Here is a 17,869-nt window from a genome sequence, read left to right on the forward strand (position 1 = left end):
CGTCCGGTGTCGCAGACCGGCGGTGCAAGCCGCCGCGGACGCGATCGCCTGGACCTGCGGCCTGCTGGTTGCCGGGCTGACCACCGGCGCCACTTCCGCACTGCCCGTCACAGCCGGCGATCTGCTCATCGTCTGTGCCGTCACCTGGACGGCAGTGGTACTGGCCGGGGCCGTGTGCGGGCTCTACTCCGGGCGCTATCAGGCAGAGCCCGGCCCGGAGCTGAGCGCAGTGCTGGTCTGCGCCGGGCTGACGGGGCTCCTTCTGGAGGTCATCTGCCAGGCGGGACTTCCCCTGCTGGGCGACAGGCCGGCCATGGTCGGTCTCGCCGCCCTGGTCGGTGTGCTTGTCATGATCACCGTGAGGGTCGCAGTCGGGGCCATCCGGCGCAGGCCCGGCCGCCCCGCGCCGACCGCCGTCAAGGTGATCGTGTTCGGTGCGGGCAGCGCCGGGACGCAACTGGTGCAGCGACTGGTCGGCCAGCCCGGCGCGCGGTACCGACCCGTTGCCCTGCTGGATGACGATCCCGGCAAACGCCGACTGCGGATCTGTGGCATCCAGGTGCGCGGCGGGCGGGACCGGCTCGCGCAGGTCGCTGCGGAGACCGGGGCGACGGTCATGGTGATCGCGATCGCCGGCGGGTGCCGGGACGGCCGTGTGATCGGCGAGCTGATCACACTGGCCGAGTCGATCGGCCTGACCACCAAGGTGATTCCGCGCATCGAGGAACTGGTCGCCGGACCGGTGCGGATCGACGACGTCCGCGACCCGCGGATCACCCAGCTGCTGGGCCGCGCTCCGATCCGGCTGGACCTGGAGTCGGCTGCCGCTCACTTCACCGGACGCCGCATCCTCGTCACGGGCGCCGGCGGCTCCATCGGTTCGGAGCTGTGCCGCCAGCTGCACCGGCTGGGGCCCGCGTCGCTGGTCATGCTCGACCGGGACGAATCAGCGCTGCACGCGATCCAGCTCGCGCTGCACGGCCGGGCGCTGCTCGATTCCGACGAGGTCGTGCTCGCCGACATCACAGATGCCTCCCGCATGCGCCAGGTCTTCGCGCAGACCCGCCCCGAGATCGTGTTCCACACGGCGGCGGTGAAGCACCTGCCGCTGCTCGAGCGGTATCCGGCCGAGGCGCTGAAGACGAACGTGACCGGCACGCTGAACGTGCTGCAGGCGGCTGCGGACTGTGGTGTGCGGTCGTTCGTGAACGTCTCCACGGACAAGGCGGCCGACCCGGTGAGCGTCCTCGGCACCTCCAAGCGGATCACCGAGCGGCTCACCGCGCACATGGCCGGTGCTTTCCCGGGGTCCTGGGTGTCCGTCAGGTTCGGCAACGTCCTGGGCAGCCGGGGTTCGCTGCTCGGCTCGCTGTCCGCGCAGATCGCCGCGGGCGGTCCGGTCACGGTGACCCACCCGCAGGTCGCTCGCTACTTCATGACCGCCACCGAAGCCGTGCAGCTGGTGTTGCAGGCCGTGGCCGTAGGGGAGAGCGGTGAGGTCCTCGTGCTCGACATGGGAGACCAGGTCCGCATCGTCGACCTCGCCCGTCGCATGGCCGACGCGGCATCGCGGCGTGTCGAGATCGTCTTCACCGGGCTGCGGCCCGGCGAAAAACTGACCGAGGATCTGCTGGGCAAGGGGGAGCCGGACCACCGGCCGAGGCATCCGCTGGTCAGACAGGTGCCGGTGCCGGCCCTCGACGCCAGTGAGGTCACCCGCATCGGTCACCTCACCGACCCCGATGCGGTACGCGCCGTCCTGGCGCGCCTCGCCGCCGCGCCCGGCCCCGAGCAGCCGGCCGACCCGCCGGTCCTGCCCGGCCAGCCCGGAAAAGCGGAGACCAGCAGATGAGCGCCCCGCCCCTGCCCGGAGAGCATCCGGCGGACTCGGTGATCGCGCAGGCGCGCACCACAACGCCCGGCGGTGCCCCGGTCGAAGACCTGGTGCCTCACCGCAGGTCGTACCGCGGCAAGCGACTGCTGGACCTGGTCCTCGTCAGCCTGATCATCGTGCCGGCCGCGCTGCTCTGCGCGATCGCCGCGCTGGCGCACCTGATCGCGCACGGCAGACCCGTCCTGTTCCGGCAGCAGCGGGTCGGCCGCGACGGCCGCCTGTTCGTCGTGCTGAAACTGCGCACGATGCGCAATGAGCCGGCCGACCCGGAGAAGCCGGGTGACGCCGACACCTCTCGGGTGACCGCGGTCGGCCGGGTACTGCGCCGCACGTCCCTCGACGAGTTGCCCCAGCTGGTCAATGTGCTGCGCGGACAGATGAGCCTGGTCGGGCCTCGGCCGACCTTGCCCTACCAGGTTCGCCGGTACACCGATCGTCAGCAGCTGCGCCTGCTGGCCACCCCGGGCCTGACCGGCTTGGCGCAGGTGCACGGGCGACAGCGGTTGAGCTGGCCGGAGCGCATCGAGTGGGATCTGCGTTACGTCCTGCGCCAGAGCCTTCGGCTCGACCTGGCCATCTTGTTCCTCACCGTCTGGACGGTCCTGTCCGGGGGCGGATCCACCGCCAGCCACCATGACGATCCGATCGCCCGGAGATCAGAAAGGATGCTCTCAGATGCCTGACAGCAACGTCCGGATCCGGCTTGCCAGTCCCGGTCTCGGTGCGGAGGAGGAGGCGGCGGTATGCCGGGTGCTGCGCAGCGGCGTCCTCACCAACGGGGCGGAGAACGAAGCCTTCGCGCAGGAGTTCGCCGATCGGCACCGGGCGGCGTTCGGTGTGACGTTCTGCACCGGGACGGCCGCGCTGCAAGCCATGTTGCTCGCGGAGGGGATCGGCCCCGGCGACGAGGTGATCGTCCCGTCGATGACCTTCGTCGCCACCGCGACATCGGTGTGCCACGTCGGGGCCACCCCGGTGTTCGCCGACATCGACCCACGGACGTTCACCCTCGACCCGGTATCGGTCGCGGCCCGGATCACCCCCGCCACGCGGGCGGTCATGACCGTGCACTACGCCGGCCAGCCCGGTGACCTCGACGGGCTGGCGCGGGTGTGCGACGCGGCCGGCGTGCCGTTGCTGGAGGACGCCGCGCAGGCGGCCGGAGCCGAGTACCGCGGCCGACCCGTCGGCACCTTCGGCCGGTCGGCCATGTTCAGCTTCACCCCTGCCAAGAACATCACCACCGGGGAGGGCGGCATCGTACTGACCAGCGACCCCGGAGTCGCCGAGCGGCTGAAACTGCTCCGCAACCACGGCCAGACCGCGCTGTACCGGCATGACAGCCTCGGGTACAACTGGCGGCTGACCGAGATGCAGGCCGCGATCGGCCGGGTGCAGCTGCGCAAGCTGGACGGAATCCTGCGGCGCAAGCAGCTGATCGCGCAAGCGCTGACCCAGCGGCTGGCCGGCCTGCCCGGCCTGACGACACCGCACCAGGTGCCGGACGCCCGGGGCACCTGGGCGCTCTACACCTGCCTGCTGCCCGGCATCCGCGACCAGGTGCTCGCCGGCCTGCTGAAGCGGGGCATCGAAGCCCGGATCTACTTCCCGCCAGTACACCGGCAGCCACTCTTCGTCCGGCGGGACGGCGGCACGGGGGACGCCGCTCAACTGCCGGTGACCGAGTCCGTCGCCCGGGCGATGCTCTCGCTGCCCGTTCACCACCGGCTGACCGAGGCCGAGGTGGCCGAGATCGCCGACGCGGTGACCACCGCCGTCGGCGAGGCAAACGCGTCGCCGGATGCCGCGGATCAGCCGATGCCGGCCGGTGCCCGGTGACCGCGGACCACGTGCCGGCGTTCACGGCGTGGGCGCGGTGGCCGGAACCGCGCCCACGCCGTGACTGCGCCACCCGGTGCACGCCTGGTCGCGGCCCTGGATCCGGAACCGTGAGCGAACCGGTGGGTCAGCGCACCCGAACCCTGGCGGGGACGCCGACGACCAGCTGACCGGCGGCGACATCGCGGGTCACCAGGGCAGCGGCACCGACCATGACGGACGGCCCGATCCGGCGGCCCTGCAGAACGGCGGCGTTACTGCCCACCGTGGCACCGGCGCCGATGGTCACGTTGCCGGCGATGTTGGCCCCCGGCAGGATCGTCACGACATCCTCGAGCACCGTGTCATGGCCGATGCTGGCCTGGTAGTTGACCTGGACGTGTGCTCCGAGGACGGCGCCGGTGGAGATGAACGCCTGGCCGAGCACCACGCAGCCACGCCCGATCCTGGCGCCGGGGGAGACAACCGCACGCGGGTCGATCACTGTCGTCGCTCGCAGCCCGCGGTCTTCGCACGCCCGGGCCAGCCTGCGGCGTGCGTCGGCGTCGGCGATCGCGACCACGAACTCGTCGCGCTGCCCGTCAGAGGCAGCCAACTGCCCGGGGAGCAGCACCGGACAGCCGTCGACCGTCGCGGCTGCCGGATGCTCGTCCACGAAGACCACCTCGGGTGCCGCGGCTGCCGCCCGCACCGCGTCCAGCGTCTCCCTGCCGAAACCGCCTGCGCCGACGATGTGCAGCGTCACCGCGCCGCCTCCCTCACCTGGCCCCTGCGCCGCGCCGGTTCAGCCACCGCGGCGAGGAAGGCGCCCGCCAGGGCGGTCATACCGTGATGCCGGTAGACCCAGCGGCGGCCGCGCTCGCCCATCCGCTGCCGCTCGGCCTGCGCCATCGCGGCCAGCCCGGCCAGCGCGCCCGCCATGTCTGCCGGTGACTCGGCGGGCACGCACACACCGCCGCCGGACTCGCGCACCGGGCCGCCGGGTGCGTTGCTCGCGAACAGCACCGGCTTGCCGGACGCCAGGTAGTCGAACAGCTTGTTGCTGCTCAGGCCGTACTTGAAGACCGCGACATCGCGCAGGCAGAACAGCGTCACATCCAGCTCGGCCAGCACGGCCGGCACGTCCTGCTTCGGCACCGGCGGCCAGAACAGCACGTTGTCCAGGCCGTGTCGGCGAGCGAGTCGTTGGCAGGCGCCCTTCTCCGGGCCGTCTCCGACCATCACCACAGCGACCCGCGGATGGCCGGCGGCCTGCAGCTCCGCCGCAGCCGCGACAATGGTCGCCACCCCGTTGGCCGGTCCGTGCGAGCCGATGTATCCGGCGATGAGACAACCATCCTCGCGCAAGCGCCTGATCCGGTCGATCAGGTCGGCGGCCTGGTTCCCCGGGTCCGCGACGTCCGGGGTGGCCGGCTGACCTGGATTCACCGGCCGGGGGAAGTCGGCGATCCCGTTCGGCACGTAATGGATCTTGCCGGCGGGGACGCCGCGGGTTCTCAGATAGTCGGCGGCACCGGGCAGCAGGCAGATCACGGCGGACGCACGCCGGCAGCAGAACGACTCGGCCAGCCTCAGCAGCCGGGCAGGCAGCCCGTTCGCCCGCAGCGCACCCATGTCGATCAGGGTTTGCGGCCACAGGTCGCGCACCTCGACGACGAAGCGGGCGCGGCGGCTGCGGGCCGCCAGCCAGGCGGCGAGCACCGCGGCCAGGTGCACCGACGAGCCCACGATCACATCCGGCCGGTCCAGGGCGCGCTGCGTCGCGAGCACCCGGGCGGCATAGGCGGCCATGTTCCGCACGCGGCGGTATCCGTTGCCCGTGTAGGGCGGCGTGCGGACCCAGACGAAGCGGACGCCGTCGATCGTCCGGGTGGCCACCTTCTCGCCGGGCGCGAGCCGTTCCTCGCGCCTGCTGAAGTGGCTGAAGCTGCTGGCGAAGATGGTGACGTCGTGCCCCTTCGCCGCCAGCACCCGACCCAGCTCGTAGTGCCGGGTGCCGGCGGCGCAGTCCGGTGGCGCCGCGTAGTGGTTGAAGATCCAGATCCTCATGCCCTCACCTCCACCGAAGCCGCACGGCCGCATCCGGTGGCGTGCTGAGTTGTCGTACCGCCGCCGCGACGGGCGAGGTGCCGATTCAGCCAGGAATCTACTACTCACCGTGCAGCTGTTGCTACTTTCTGCTACCGGTGCCGCTACATTGGGCCTGCATGCCGAGGCGGCGAGAGCTTGCGCTGCTCCCAGCAGCACCGATCCGACTCGCGACTCCGGAGGCCATTGTCTGGTGCTGTCGATCACAAGAAGTCTCCGAGTCCGGCTGCCGGGGGTAAGTCCGGCGGCGATCGGGGGAACACTGGCCACGCGCCTGCTGGCCACAGCGATGAGCTTCGCTGCGGGCGTCATCGCCGCGCGGGCCCTCGGGGTGGAAGGCAGGGCCACGTTCGCGGTCATGATCTCGGTCCCCTCCGTGCTGAGCATCGTCACGGTCCTGGGCGTGGACAACGCCAACGCCCGGTTCGCGGGGACGTCCCACACGGCATTCCGGCAGATCGTCCGGTGGAGCCTGGTGTTCTCCCTGATCTCGGGTTCCGCGCTGGCGGGGCTGTGGCTGCTGCTCGGTCATCTCTGGCCCGCCGTACTGCTCGGCGTGCCGTACCGGCTCGCACTGCTCGTGGCCGCCCTGTGCCCGGTGAGCCTGCTGACCACGCTGCTCGGTATGGCTGAGCTCGGCCGTGGCCGGGTCGCGACGTACAACCTGCTCAGCGTCGTCCCGACGGCCGGCTACCTCGTCGGTGTCTGCGGCCTGTTCGCCGCGGGATCGCTGACCCCCACCAGCTGCTTCCTGTCGGTGCTGGCCGGCCAGCTGGCCGGCGCCGTGATGCTGCTGATCGCGTCCACCACCCGCGTCCACCCCGATGGGGAACCGGTCCCCGCCCGTACCTTCGGCAGTTTCGCCATCAGGTCCTATCTGCCGAACCTCATCCACTACGGGATGCTGCGCCTGGACGTGCCGGTGATCCAGACGCTCGCCGGGGCGACGGCCGTGGCCGTGTACGCGGTGGCGTTGCCCCTGGCGGAGGGACTGTTCCTGCTGTCGACGACGGTCGCGCTGGTGATGTTTCCCGCCGTCACCTCGGGTGCCGTGGACGGGCGGGCAGCGGCCAGGATCGCCCGGACGGTGCTCGCCGCGGCCGCCGCGACCGCCGTCGTGGCGGCCGCGGCCGCGCCCCTGCTCATTCCCCTGGTCTACGGACAGCCGTACTCCGGTGCCGTGCCGGTGATCTGGGCGATGCTCCCCGGTCTCGTGCTGTTCAGCGCGGCCCGCTCGGTCCAGCCCTACCTGGCAGCCGCCGGCCTGCTCCGGCCGGTGATCACGGCGACCGTGATCGGTGCGATGGTCAACATCGCGCTTCTCGTCACCTTGGTCCCCCACCATGCCGCGGTCGGTGCCGGCGCCGCCGACTCGGCCGGATACCTGGTGTTCGCGGTGCTGCTCGCCCATGGCGTGCGCCGGGCTGTCCGCGCCCACCGGTGCCGTCCGGCTCAGCGCGCCGACGGCCGGGCGGCGGGCGCGCCGCCGCGCCCGCCGGTCGTGTGGCTGCCGGTCAAGACGGTGGGCGACCGCTGGCGGGACGCGTACGCGTGGCGGGTGAAGCCCCTGCTGCCCAGGAGAGCGCTCATGGTCCCGGTGGGAATCCTGACCGCGGCGGGTGCCGGCTGCCTCGCCACGGCGTTCAGCCCTGCCGTGAGCGCCGCCGGCGCCGCCGGCGCCGCCACGCTCCTGGTCCTTGTTCTGGCCCTGATCCCGGAAGTGGGTCTGTGTGTCCTCGGGGCAGCCATCCCGCTCTCGCAGTCCGACCTGGGCAACTCACTGATCACCCCGAGCGTGCTGGTCGCTCTGATGCTCGTCTGCCTGCTGGGCCGTGTCATCGCCGGCCGGGGGATCGCGCGGCCGAAGCCCCTGGGCGTCCTGATCGCCGGTGGCACGGTCGGTTACCTGGTGGCCACCAGCGTCCTGATCGGCGACACCGATCTGCTGGTGGCCGACAAATGGCAGTACCTGCTGCTGATGTGCGCGCCGCTGGTGCTGCTGCCGCTGGTGGCCGAACCTGGACGGGCCCTGGACCGGGCGCTGGTGGTGTTCTGCTGCGGCAGCGTGCTCGTGGCCTTGACGGACGTCGTCCGGATCGGCTCCGTCTTCGCGGCGAAGTCGGCTCTTGCCCCGGCTGACACCGCCGTTGCGGCCATCACTCAGGAGGGCGCGGCCAACCACAACGCCGCGGGCGCCCTGTTCGTCATGGCGGCCGCAGTCCTGCTCAGGCGCTATCCGACCGTACGGGGGCGGCTGCTGCGGCTGGCCACCGGCGCGGGGGTCGTCGTGCTCGCCCTGGGGGTCGCGTACTCGCTGAGCCGCGCGGCCTATCTGGCGGGGATCGCGGTGATCGTGCTGTACGCCGCCCGGAGATCGCTGCGCGGCGTCCTGACCCTGGGCGTCGGTGCGGCCTGTCTCCTGCCGCTGCTGCCCGCCGCCATCGCGGCCCGGTTCGACTCGATCACCGGCGGCGCCCCCGACGTCAACTCCGCGGTCCGGCTCGATCTGTGGAGCAGCGCGCTGCGGATGTTCGAGGCGCACCCGGCTTTCGGTGTCGGATATCTGAACTTCGCCTACCAGTTGCCCGCCTACTACCAGCCCACAGGTGATTACGAGGTCATGCTCCTCCAGTTCCCGCTCCTGCATTTCGCTCACAACACCTACCTGACGGTCCTGTCGCAGACCGGCCTGGTGGGCGCGCTCGGGATCGGCTCGCTTGTCGTGTTCGGCGTCCGCCGGGCGTGGTGCGCGGCGCGATCCGGTGACCCCGCGGGCGAGGCGGCGCTGCTCGCCATGGTCGGTGCCGGGGTCTGCTCGCTGTTCGGCGAGGTCCTGCTGGTCCCACCCCTGCTGGCCGGTCTGATGCTGATCATCCTGGCCGCGAAGTCGGCTCCGGCCGACCGACCGGTACCGGTGGCGCGATGAGCACCTCCACCACCAGAGACCCGCGGCCGCTGCGCGTCCTGCAGATCACCTCGGTCGCCGTCGGCGGAAGCTGGTTCCACGACCAGGTGCGGGGCCTTGCCGAGCTGGGCAACGAGGTGTGCGCGGTGCTGCCCCGAGAGGGCCCGCTCGCCGACCGGCTGCGGGGGGTCCGCGGCGTCCGGGTGGAGATCATCCCGTTCGGCGTGCCTCATCGGATCAGCCAGGTGCCCGTGCTGATGGCCGGGTACTGGCGGCTGATGAGGTTCGTCAGGCAGTACAAGCCGGATGTCATCCATTCGCATCTGATCATCGCGAAGTTCGTGGCCCGCATGGTGTCGGCCGCGTACCGGCAGGCACTGGTCGTGTCACAGGTTCCCGGACTGGTGCATCTGCGGATCGCGCCCTTCCGGATCCTGGAACGGCTTTCGCTGCGCCGGGACGATCTGGTGCTCGGGTCGTGCCGGGCGATCGCGCGCCGCTACCAGGCCATGGGAGCGCGCTCGGTCGCGGTCAGCTACTACGGCTGCGACGTACACCGGTTCGATCCGGCCACCTCACCGGACGCGTTCCGCCGCGAGTTCGGCCTCACCGACGAGACGCCGGCTGTCGGCATGGTCGCCTACATGTATCCGAGCAAGGTACGGGAGTTCCGCGAGGTCGGTGTCAAGGGGCACGAGGTCTTCATCGACGCGGTGCCGCTGATCCTGCGTCAGCACCCCGAGGCCAGGTTCTTCGTGGTCGGTGACGAGCTGGTCGGCGACGGGGGCTACCGGCGCGAACTGGAACGCCGCGCCGCCCGGCTGGGCGTCGCCGACCGGCTCCGGTTCACCGGCTTCCGGTCCGACATCAGCTCGGTCATGGCCGGGCTGGACGTCCTGGTGAACCCGTCCATGGAAGAGTCCGCCTGCTATGCCGTGGTGGAGGCGTTGCTCATGCGCAAGGGTGTGGTGGCGACCGACGTCGGTGGCCTGCCGGACACCGTCCAGCACGGCCGCACCGGCCTGTTGATCCCGCCGGCCGATCCCCCGGCTCTGGCGCAGGCCGTGAACGCCCTGCTCGCCGATCCCGCAGCGCGTGCGCGCATGGCCGGCCAGGGCCGTGCACTCGTGCTCCGGCGGTTCGACATCGCCGAGACAGTCCGTCAGGTGAACGAGCTGTACCACCAGGCACTGGCCGCGCGAGGACGTCGCGGGTTCCGCCGCAGGGAGACGCCGGCGTGAAGGACAACAGGGCGTGGGCCGGGATGACGCTGGCCGGTATGGCGGGCAAAGCGGTACGCGATCTGCGGCGGCCCAGCTTCCCGGTCGACGTGACGACGCCGACGTGGGAGATGACGACCGACCGGCCGAGCAGGTACCCGCTGGACCTGCGGCCGATGACGGCCGGGAGCACGCTGGACCACGAGCGCGTGGTGGTGACCCGTGCCGCGACCGGCGAGACCTACCGCAACCCGGTCTCGGTCAGTCTGTATGCGCTCGCCCAGCACACCGGCGCACTCGCGGCAGGCCGGCACGGGGCCGCTCCGGAGGAACGGCCGCCGGGCGTCCAGGCCCTGCTGACCCAGGCCGCATGGCTGCGCGCCAGCCAGGACGGCAACGGCGGCTGGCGCTACCCGGTACCGGTGCCCCGGTACGGGGTGCGCCCGGGCTGGTACTCGGCCATGGCGCAGGGCCTGGCGGTGTCCGTGCTGCTGCGTGGGTACGCCACGACCGGCGAGCGGTCCTTTCTCGACGCGAGCGAGGGTGCGGTGGAACTCATGCTCCGGCCGCTGGACGCGGGCGGTTGCTCGCACTACGACCAACTGGGGCGCCCTTTCCCGGAGGAGTGCCCGTCGGACCCTGTCAGTCACATTCTCAACGGCGCCGTCTTCGCCCTCTTCGGTCTCTGGGAGCTGAGCCGGCATCAGAACCGCCTGCTCCACGAGGGCGTGGCGGACCGGCTCCGCGACGCGCTGCCCGCGTTCGACCTGGGGTACTGGACGAGGTATGACCTCCGGCATACGGCGCCCGCCAGTTTGGCGTACCACTGCCTGCACGTGGCGTTGCTGACCGCGGCCGGACGCGTACTCGCCGACCCGCGATGGCTGGCGGTGGCCCGCGCGTGGGACCGCTACACGCACAGTCCGGCCAGGCGGCTGCGGGCCGCGGTGGGGAAGGGCCGCTTCGTACTGAGGGAGCACCGTGCCCGGTCATGACCAGGCCCCGCGACCGCCGGGCAGGTGCGATGCGCCGGCCGCGCCGCTGCGCGTCGTCCTGCTGGCGTCGGCCACGTCGGCGCACACCCGGCGCTGGGCGGGCGATCTGGCCCTGCGGGGCCATGAGGTGACGGTCTGCAGCTGGCATGAGCCGGGCCAGGGTCCCGGTGGCTGGCGAGACGCCTGTGCCCCCGCGGGAGCGTGCCTGCCGTTGCGGGCCGTGCGCACAGCGCACTGGCTGCGCCGCGAGGTGAGCCGGGCGCGCCCGGATGTCATCCACGTCCATTCGCTCGGCGCGCACGGGGCGCTCTCCCTCCTGCTGCCGGCGCGCACGGCGGTACCGCTCGTGGTCACGCCGTGGGGCTCCGAACTGCGGGCGGCGGACCGGCATCCCGGCCGGGCGCTGGTCGCTCGGCTGGCGCTCCGGCGGGCCGCGCGCGTGGTCCCCACCTCCCGGGAGGTGGCCGAGCTGGTCGCGAGCCGGTACAGGGTCCCCCACCCACGGATCACGGTTCTTTCCTGGGGCGTACCAGACGCGCTGCTGGACGCCGGGTACGACGCCGATTCCCGGTCGACGCGCGTGAAGTACGGCATTCCGGCCGAAGCCACGGTCGTGCTGTCGGTCCGCAGCACCTCGGAGGTCTACCGGACACACGAGATCCTCGCGGCCTTCACCCGTGCCGCGCGAATCCGGCCCGACCTGTTCCTCGTGTTGCCGGTGGGCCACCAGCCGGCGCACGCCGCCGCCAGACGTGCGCAGCAGGAATATCTCGCGCTCTTGCGCACCCGAGCGCGAGATCTGGCCGGCCGGGTCGTCGTCATCGAGCAGCCACTCGGGCAGGCCGAGATGTTCAGCCTGATGTGCGCAAGCGAGGTGGCGATTTCCGTTCCCCGGAGTGACCAGCGCAGTTCATCGGTGCTCGAGGCGGCGGCTGCCGGGTGCCGGCTGCTGCTCACCGATATCGCGCCCTACCGGGAACTGGTGGCAGAGGGCCTGCTCGCGGATCTGCTGCCCGATCCGCTGGTCAGCTCGTTGGCCGACGCTCTCTCGAACGCGGAGCCGCTGGATGCGAACGATCGCCTGTCCAATCAGAAGCTGATGAGCCAGGCCGAGCGCGGCTCTGTGAAGGTCGCGGAACTCGAACGGCTGTACAGGGACGTGGCCCGCGCGGGCACGGCGTGATCACCGGAAGCCCTGGCGCCCGCTGCCGTTTCCATGGGCGGCGCGGCTGCGCTGCGGTGCCGGAACCAGGGCGACGCGGAACATCTTGGGCCAGAACTTGCCCGTCAGGAGGAACTGGTCCGTTCCGGGGACGGCCGCGATGCCGTTCAGGGCGGAGCCGGGGACGAGTTCGTCGGCGTGCAGGAGGCCCGATGCGTCGATGCTCGCCGTGACCGCACCGGTGCCGGGGTCGATGCGCACGATGCGTTCGGTGGGCAGCACGTTGGCGTAGACGCCGTGGCCGGCGCACTCCAGCTCGTTCACTCCCGTCACCGGCCGGCCGTCTTCGGTCACGGTGACGTCCGCCGTCTTCGCGAGGGTGCGCGGATCGCGGAAGGTCAGTAGTGCCGAGCCGTCGCTCGTCACCAGCTGCCGCTTGCCGCGGTCGTAGCAGATGCCCCAGCCCTCGTCGGGGTACGGGACGCGGCGCAGTTCCCTCAGCGTCGTCGCGTCCCGTTTGATGGCGATCCGGTCCCGCCAGGTCAGCTGCCACAAGGTCCTCCCCAGCAGGGTGATCCCCTCACCGAAGAGGGGAGCGGGAAGGCTCGTGTGCACCACGGGTGATGTGCCAGGGGGCCCTGACCGCACGGAGGACCGACCGGGCAGCCCGGTGCCCTCGTAGAGGGTGCCGCCGGCCATCTCCAGGCCCTCGGTGAACGATCGCGGGTCGTGGGGGAGGGTTTCGAGGACCTTCACCCGCAGGCGTTCGACCCGGTGGGGAGCGACCAGCGTGTGGCTTCGGTCGACGGCCGGAGCGGGGGAGACCGCTGCGGGGTCCCGCTGGGCCGCGAGCGGCTCCGATCGGGTGAGCAGCCCGGCGGCTGCGAGCCATCCGGAGCCGGTGACCAGGAGTGCCGCCATGACCGGCAGGGCGTGTCCCCATGCGCGACGACGGCCAGGCGCCCGATCACCGGAGCTGGTGCCGGACCAGCGGACGGCGTCCTGGCCTGGGCCGGGACGCCGGGGTTCCGCCGTGTGCACGTCCTGGTCTCTCAGGAACTGCGACGCCGGCGCACGACCAGCATCGTGCCGCCCCCCGCCATGAGCAGGGCGGTCGCGGTGCCGCCGATCACCAGGGCCTTGTCACTGCCCGTCGCCGCGAGCTTCTCGTCGTCGTGGACCGGGTGCGGGGAAGTCGACGACTCGACGCCTTCGGAGAGTGCGCGAGCAGCCTGGCGGGGGGTGCCGGCCTGTCCGCCGTTCCCGGCATGCTGCTCCTCGCCGTGGTGCCCGGGCCGGCCCGGGTGGTGGGGCGGCCGCGGGGTCGGGTTCACCCTGCCCCGCACGTAGATGCTGACGCCGACACTCACGTGGGGACGGTTCGAGGTGAGCCGGAAGACGTGCCAGCCGGTCACCGTGTTCGCCGGGATGGTCACGGTCCCCGCGACCGAGCCGTCGTACCGGGCCCGGAAGTGGCCGAGCACGACCGGGTGTGATTCGAGCAGCGCCGTGACGAGCGATCGGGGCCCGAACACGCCGGGGGTCGTGCTGAAGCTCAGCTGCTGCCCGGCTGTCACCGTGGTGGTGCTGACGGAAAGGGGCGGGGGCGGCGGTGGGTACGGCTGTGCCGCGGCGGCCTGCGCCCCGATCAGCGGTGCCGCGATGAGAAGGGCAGTCGATGCCGCGGACGCCAGAGCGGCCCGCCATCTGCGCGATGCTGTCATCTTCTTCGGTCTCCTCGGCTTGGGTCCGGGCCTGGGCGTGGGGCGGCCTCGACTCGGTGTGTGGACGCCAAGACCTGGATATCGGGAAAAAGCAGAACGTAACGACATTTGCTGGCCCAGTAGTGAAAGAAGCCACCGGATTGGGGGAGTCCCGGCCCACGCGGTGCGTTCGCAGGGGTCACCCGAAGGGCCGACGTCGGGGGTGGCTCCCTCGCTCCAAGACTCCGAGTCCCTATGGTCGATGCGTTCATCGGGAACAGAAAGCCCAATTCGGGCGGTTCCCTCAGTCCCGTGAGGGGTGCAGCTTGGATTTCCAAGGATTCCTGAAGGCTCTCGCCAGGCGCTGGCCGACGGTTCTGGTCTGTCTGGTTCTCGCGGTCGGGGCGGCACTCGCCGTCACCAGCGTGAGCACCCCTGTCTACGAGGCGAGGACACAGCTCTTCGTCGCCACCCGCACGGGTGACAACACCGTCGATCTGAACCAGGGACAGACGTTCTCGCAGGCGCGTGTGCAGTCGTACGCCGAAATCGTGAGGACCCGTCAGGTCACCGCTGCCGTGGTGAAGAATCTGCGGCTGCGCACCACCCCGGAGGAGCTGGCGTCCCGGATCACCGCCGTCGTACCGCTCAAGACCGTGCTCATCGACATCACCGTCCAGGACACCGTGCCCCGGCGCGCGGCGCGCATCGCCAACGCCGTGGCCCAACGGTTCAGCGCGGTCGTCGAGCGGTTGGAGACCCCCAAGCGGCCGGCCCGCTCGACGCCGTCCGAGACGGGTGACAAGGCCGGGGAGGCCGAGCCCGCCTCCCCGGTCTCCCTGGGCGTCACCGAGGAAGCCGTCGTCCCCACCACTCCGACGTCACCCCGCCCCGCGCTGAACCTGGCGGCGGGCGTGGCCTGTGGGCTGCTGCTCGCTGCCGGACTGGTCGCCCTCCGCGAGACGCTCGACACCACGTTCAAGACGAGCGAGGCACTGGGCGCGTTCGTCGCCCTGCCCGGTCTCGGTGCCATTCCCTACGACAGGAACGCCCCGAGGCAGCCGCTGGTCAATGCCGACGGGCACTCCAAGCGCGCCGAGGCGTTCCGCAAGCTGCGCACCAACCTGCAGTTCTCGCAGGTCGACGACCCGCCGCGCATCATCGTGGTGACGAGCTCGGTGCCCGGTGAGGGCAAGACGAACACCGCGATCAACCTCGCCCTCTCGCTCGCCGAGGCCGGCGTCTCCACCTGCCTGGTGGACGGCGATCTGCGCCGCCCGTGCGTGGCGCCGACGTTCGGCCTCGTCCAGGACGCGGGCCTGACCACGGTGCTCATCGGGCAAGCCCGTGTCGAGGACGTGATGCAGCAGGTCGCCGGCGGCCTGTCGGTGCTCGCCAGCGGTGCCGTGCCGCCGAACCCGGCGGAACTGCTCGCCTCGGCGCGCATGGACGAGGTGCTGCGGGAACTCGCCGGCATGTACGAGGTCGTGATCGTCGACACCGCACCGCTGCTGCCGGTCGCCGACACCCTGGGGCTCGCCTCTCTCTGCCAGGGTGCGCTGCTGGTCGTGCGGGCCGCCAAGACGAACCGGGACCAGGTGCGCACCGCCACCGAATCGCTGGAACGCGTGGGCGTCCGCGTGCTCGGCACCGTGTTCAGCATGGCTCCCGTTCCCAAGGGCGGCCGTTATGGCCGGTACGGCTACGGGCAGTACGGTGAGCTGCCCGCTCCGCGTATGTCGGCGATCCAGGAGGCACCGGCCGCCTCGGCGGGAACGCCTCCCGCGGACGGAACATGACTCGGATCCTGTTCGTCTGCACGGGCAACGTGCACCGCTCGGTGCTCGCCGAGCGCCTGCTGGCGGCGAGACTGCCGCCAGGTTCGGCCCTGCGGCCGGAGAGCGCCGGCACGGAGGCGTGGCACCGTTCCCCCATGGAGGACACCACCCGGGCGATTCTGGAGGAGCTGGGCGGTGACGGCGCAGGATTCGTCTCCCGCCCGCTCACCGCACAGCTGATGGCGGGTGCTGCGCTGGTCCTCGGGCTCGCGCGTGAGCACCGGGAGGCGGCCGTTCGTCTCGTGCCGGCGGCGATGCGGCGCTGCTTCACCCTCAAGGAGTTCGTGCGGCTCGCCGAAGGGGGAGGCGCGGGGGGCGGCGGGGGCGACGCCGGCGGAGCGGGGGGCAGGGGAAGATTCGAGGCCGTGGTAGCGGCGGCGGCCACCCGCCGCGGCGCCATGGCCCCGGTCCCGTCGGCCCAGGACGACATCCCGGACCCCTGGGACAGGCCCCGTGAGGAGCTGTACGAGTGCGCCCTGGAGATCGACAGGGCGGTGAGCGGACTGGTCCGGCTGTGCGGGACGCATTAGTACTCCAGCCGGACTTCCAGGTCGACGGCTCGGCAGCGGGGAGTGCAGCGGGCGTGCGGTGGCCGCGGGGTGGTTTTGCCGCCGTCGCATGACCGCGCCGACGCGGCCCGGCCGCCGGGAGCACGACACCGGCACGGCCGAGGTGAACACGGAGCCCCGCCGGCATCCCCGGCACCTTCCTGCCTGCCGTGCACGGGCTCGTCAGGCCGGGGCGTTGCGCTGCACCGGGCGATGGTGCTCAGGCCGAGTCGTTGAGCAGCCGGGAGAGATGGTCGCGCCCGGCGTCCAGCAGGCCGGGCAGCGGGGCGGCGGCCTCGTACCACCGCTTCTCGTACTCCCAGCACAGCCAGCCGTCCCAGCCGTTGCGGGAGAGCACCTCCACGCACTCGGCCAGCGGCAGCACCCCGGCGCCGAGCGGCAGCGGGGTGGTGTCGTCGGCGGAGGCGATGTCCTTGACCTGGATGTAGCCGAGGAACGGGGAGAGCGCCGCGAAGCTGTCCGAGGGCTGCTCGCCGCCCAGCCAGGTGTGCATGACGTCCCACAGGGCGCCGACCTGACGGTGGCCGACCAGGCCGAGGACTCGCATCGCGTCGGCGCCGGTGCGGTGCGAGTCGTGGGTCTCCAGCAGGATGCGCACGCCCGCGTCGGTGGCGTACTCCGCGGCCGTGCCCAGCCGCCGCGCGGCCGTCGCGTCGGCCTCCTGCGCGCTCTGCCCCTCCGCGCCGCCGGGGAAGACCCGGATGTACGGGGCGCCCAGGTCACGGGCGAGGTCGAGCAGGGCACGCAGCTCGGCCAGGACGGGTTCGTCGTCGCCCGGCGCGGCGACCCGTGCGTACCCCGCCAGTCCCAGGACCTCGACACCGGCCGCCTTCAACGCGGCGGCCGCGTCGGCCCGCTCGCCCGGCCCGAGACCGGGATGCACCGGCTCCTCCGGGTGGGCGCGCAACTCGACACCGTGATAGCCGTGCTCGGCCGCGAGCCGCAGGACGTCGGCCAGGGGCAGGCCGGGGACACCGAGGGTGGAGAACGCCAGCTTCATGTCATCGGACAGTACCCCGCACCCCCGCCGGTGACTCCCCTTGATCCTGCGGCGTCGCGTACACGCACACCTGGGCGCCCGCCGGCCCGGCCGTCGTGGACACCAGCTCGAAGGTGCTCTTCGTCCCGTCGTCCGGGAAGATCGACTTGCCGCCGCCGAGGATGACCGGGGACACGATCAGCCGCAGCTCGTCGACCAGGCCCTCGGAGAGGAGCGTGCGGGCGAGGGTGGGGCTGCCCATGACCAGCAGGGTGCCGCCCTCGCTCTCGCGCAGCTTGCGCAGGTGGGTCACGGCGTTCTCGCCCGGGATGCGGGTGGTGTGGGCCCAGGTCAGGTCCTCGTCGCGGAGGGTGCTGGTGACGACGTACTTCCGGATGGCGTTGATCCGGTCGGCGAAGGGGTCCCCGGCCCGCTCGGGCCACGCCGCCGCCATCGTCTGCCAGGTACGCCGTCCGTACAGCAGCGCGTCCGCCTGTTCAAGCGCCGCGTCGAAGGCCCCGCCGACGACCTCCGGGTCGAAGAAGGGGTGGCTCCAGCCGCCGTGCGCGAACCCGCCGTCGGTGTCCTCCTGCGGGCCGCCGGGGGCCTGCACGACGCCGTCCAGGCTGATGAACTCGGTGATGACGATGCGCATGGCGCTCGCTCCTGATTCTCGT

At 71.9% G+C, this 17,869-nt stretch carries 15 protein-coding genes; 9 read left to right on the forward strand and 6 right to left on the reverse strand.

All coding sequences use genetic code 11. The features are described 5' to 3' along the window. Positions 1–22 precede the first annotated feature (22 nt). From AB0K80_RS08430 to AB0K80_RS08440, 3 genes are read left to right on the forward strand one after another with little or no spacing between them, the layout of a single operon-like run. The gene (locus tag AB0K80_RS08430; RefSeq protein ID WP_365667168.1) at positions 23–1,852 is read left to right on the forward strand and encodes an SDR family NAD(P)-dependent oxidoreductase; all 1,830 of its coding nucleotides are present in this window, start codon (positions 23–25) and stop codon (positions 1,850–1,852) included. After that, a complete protein-coding gene (locus tag AB0K80_RS08435) occupies positions 1,849–2,577 on the forward strand; it encodes a sugar transferase (RefSeq protein ID WP_365667170.1) in 729 nt (242 codons plus the stop codon). The genes AB0K80_RS08430 and AB0K80_RS08435 overlap by 4 nt, the downstream gene beginning before the upstream one ends. Then, on the forward strand, positions 2,570–3,733 hold the full coding sequence (locus AB0K80_RS08440) for a DegT/DnrJ/EryC1/StrS family aminotransferase (protein WP_365667172.1): 1,164 nt from the start codon (positions 2,570–2,572) through the stop codon (positions 3,731–3,733). Before AB0K80_RS08435 ends, AB0K80_RS08440 begins: the two co-directional genes overlap by 8 nt. A gap of 127 nt (positions 3,734–3,860) precedes the next feature. Here AB0K80_RS08440 and AB0K80_RS08445 read toward each other — a convergent pair whose 3' ends face one another. Both AB0K80_RS08445 and AB0K80_RS08450 read right to left on the reverse strand, forming a co-directional pair. After that, positions 3,861–4,478 carry an acetyltransferase gene (locus tag AB0K80_RS08445; protein ID WP_365667174.1) on the reverse strand — a complete coding sequence of 206 codons (618 nt, stop codon included), beginning with the start codon at positions 4,476–4,478 and terminating at the stop codon, positions 3,861–3,863. After that, entirely contained in the window at positions 4,475–6,028 is a 1,554-nt protein-coding gene (locus AB0K80_RS08450; protein ID WP_365667176.1) for a glycosyltransferase family 4 protein, read from the reverse strand. The genes AB0K80_RS08445 and AB0K80_RS08450 overlap by 4 nt, the downstream gene beginning before the upstream one ends. An 82-nt stretch (positions 6,029–6,110) precedes the next feature. Between AB0K80_RS08450 and AB0K80_RS08455 the strand changes: the two genes are divergently transcribed. The 4 genes from AB0K80_RS08455 to AB0K80_RS08470 are packed head-to-tail and all read left to right on the forward strand — an operon-like array spanning position 6,111 to position 12,124. After that, positions 6,111–8,747 (forward strand): O-antigen ligase family protein, encoded by a 2,637-nt coding sequence (locus AB0K80_RS08455; RefSeq protein ID WP_365667178.1) that lies wholly within the window; start codon positions 6,111–6,113, stop codon positions 8,745–8,747. Next, a complete protein-coding gene (locus AB0K80_RS08460) occupies positions 8,744–9,967 on the forward strand; it encodes a glycosyltransferase family 4 protein (RefSeq protein ID WP_365667180.1) in 1,224 nt (407 codons plus the stop codon). Before AB0K80_RS08455 ends, AB0K80_RS08460 begins: the two co-directional genes overlap by 4 nt. Further along, positions 9,964–10,941 carry a D-glucuronyl C5-epimerase family protein gene (locus AB0K80_RS08465; protein WP_365667182.1) on the forward strand — a complete coding sequence of 326 codons (978 nt, stop codon included), beginning with the start codon at positions 9,964–9,966 and terminating at the stop codon, positions 10,939–10,941. Before AB0K80_RS08460 ends, AB0K80_RS08465 begins: the two co-directional genes overlap by 4 nt. After that, positions 10,928–12,124 (forward strand): glycosyltransferase family 4 protein, encoded by a 1,197-nt coding sequence (locus AB0K80_RS08470; protein ID WP_365667183.1) that lies wholly within the window; start codon positions 10,928–10,930, stop codon positions 12,122–12,124. The genes AB0K80_RS08465 and AB0K80_RS08470 overlap by 14 nt, the downstream gene beginning before the upstream one ends. Here the strand turns inward: AB0K80_RS08470 and AB0K80_RS08475 are convergent, their stop codons facing one another. Both AB0K80_RS08475 and AB0K80_RS08480 read right to left on the reverse strand, forming a co-directional pair. Further along, positions 12,125–13,024, reverse strand: a complete 900-nt coding sequence (locus tag AB0K80_RS08475) for a glutaminyl-peptide cyclotransferase (protein WP_365667185.1) — start codon at positions 13,022–13,024, stop codon at positions 12,125–12,127. Between the two features lie 131 nt (positions 13,025–13,155). Next, positions 13,156–13,827, reverse strand: coding sequence for a hypothetical protein (locus tag AB0K80_RS08480; protein WP_365667187.1), 672 nt, complete (start codon positions 13,825–13,827; stop codon positions 13,156–13,158). On the opposite strand from AB0K80_RS08480, the gene AB0K80_RS08485 reads away from it, so the two are divergent. Beyond that, a complete protein-coding gene (locus AB0K80_RS08485; RefSeq protein WP_365667189.1) occupies positions 13,818–15,605 on the forward strand; it encodes a polysaccharide biosynthesis tyrosine autokinase in 1,788 nt (595 codons plus the stop codon). The genes AB0K80_RS08480 and AB0K80_RS08485 overlap by 10 nt on opposite strands. Beyond that, positions 15,602–16,174 (forward strand): low molecular weight phosphatase family protein, encoded by a 573-nt coding sequence (locus AB0K80_RS08490; RefSeq protein WP_365667191.1) that lies wholly within the window; start codon positions 15,602–15,604, stop codon positions 16,172–16,174. The genes AB0K80_RS08485 and AB0K80_RS08490 overlap by 4 nt, the downstream gene beginning before the upstream one ends. A gap of 238 nt (positions 16,175–16,412) precedes the next feature. On the opposite strand, the gene AB0K80_RS08495 is transcribed toward AB0K80_RS08490, so the two are convergent. Together AB0K80_RS08495 and AB0K80_RS08500 are read right to left on the reverse strand one after the other, a co-directional pair. Next, positions 16,413–17,213, reverse strand: coding sequence for a sugar phosphate isomerase/epimerase family protein (locus AB0K80_RS08495; protein WP_365667193.1), 801 nt, complete (start codon positions 17,211–17,213; stop codon positions 16,413–16,415). 1 nt (position 17,214) lies between these two features. Next, positions 17,215–17,847, reverse strand: a complete 633-nt coding sequence (locus AB0K80_RS08500) for a dihydrofolate reductase family protein (RefSeq protein WP_365667195.1) — start codon at positions 17,845–17,847, stop codon at positions 17,215–17,217. Between the last annotated feature and the right edge of the window lie 22 nt (positions 17,848–17,869).

Origin of the sequence: Streptomyces sp. NPDC052682 (assembly GCF_040678435.1) — a bacterium.
Taxonomy (GTDB): Bacteria; Actinomycetota; Actinomycetes; order Streptomycetales; family Streptomycetaceae; genus Streptomyces.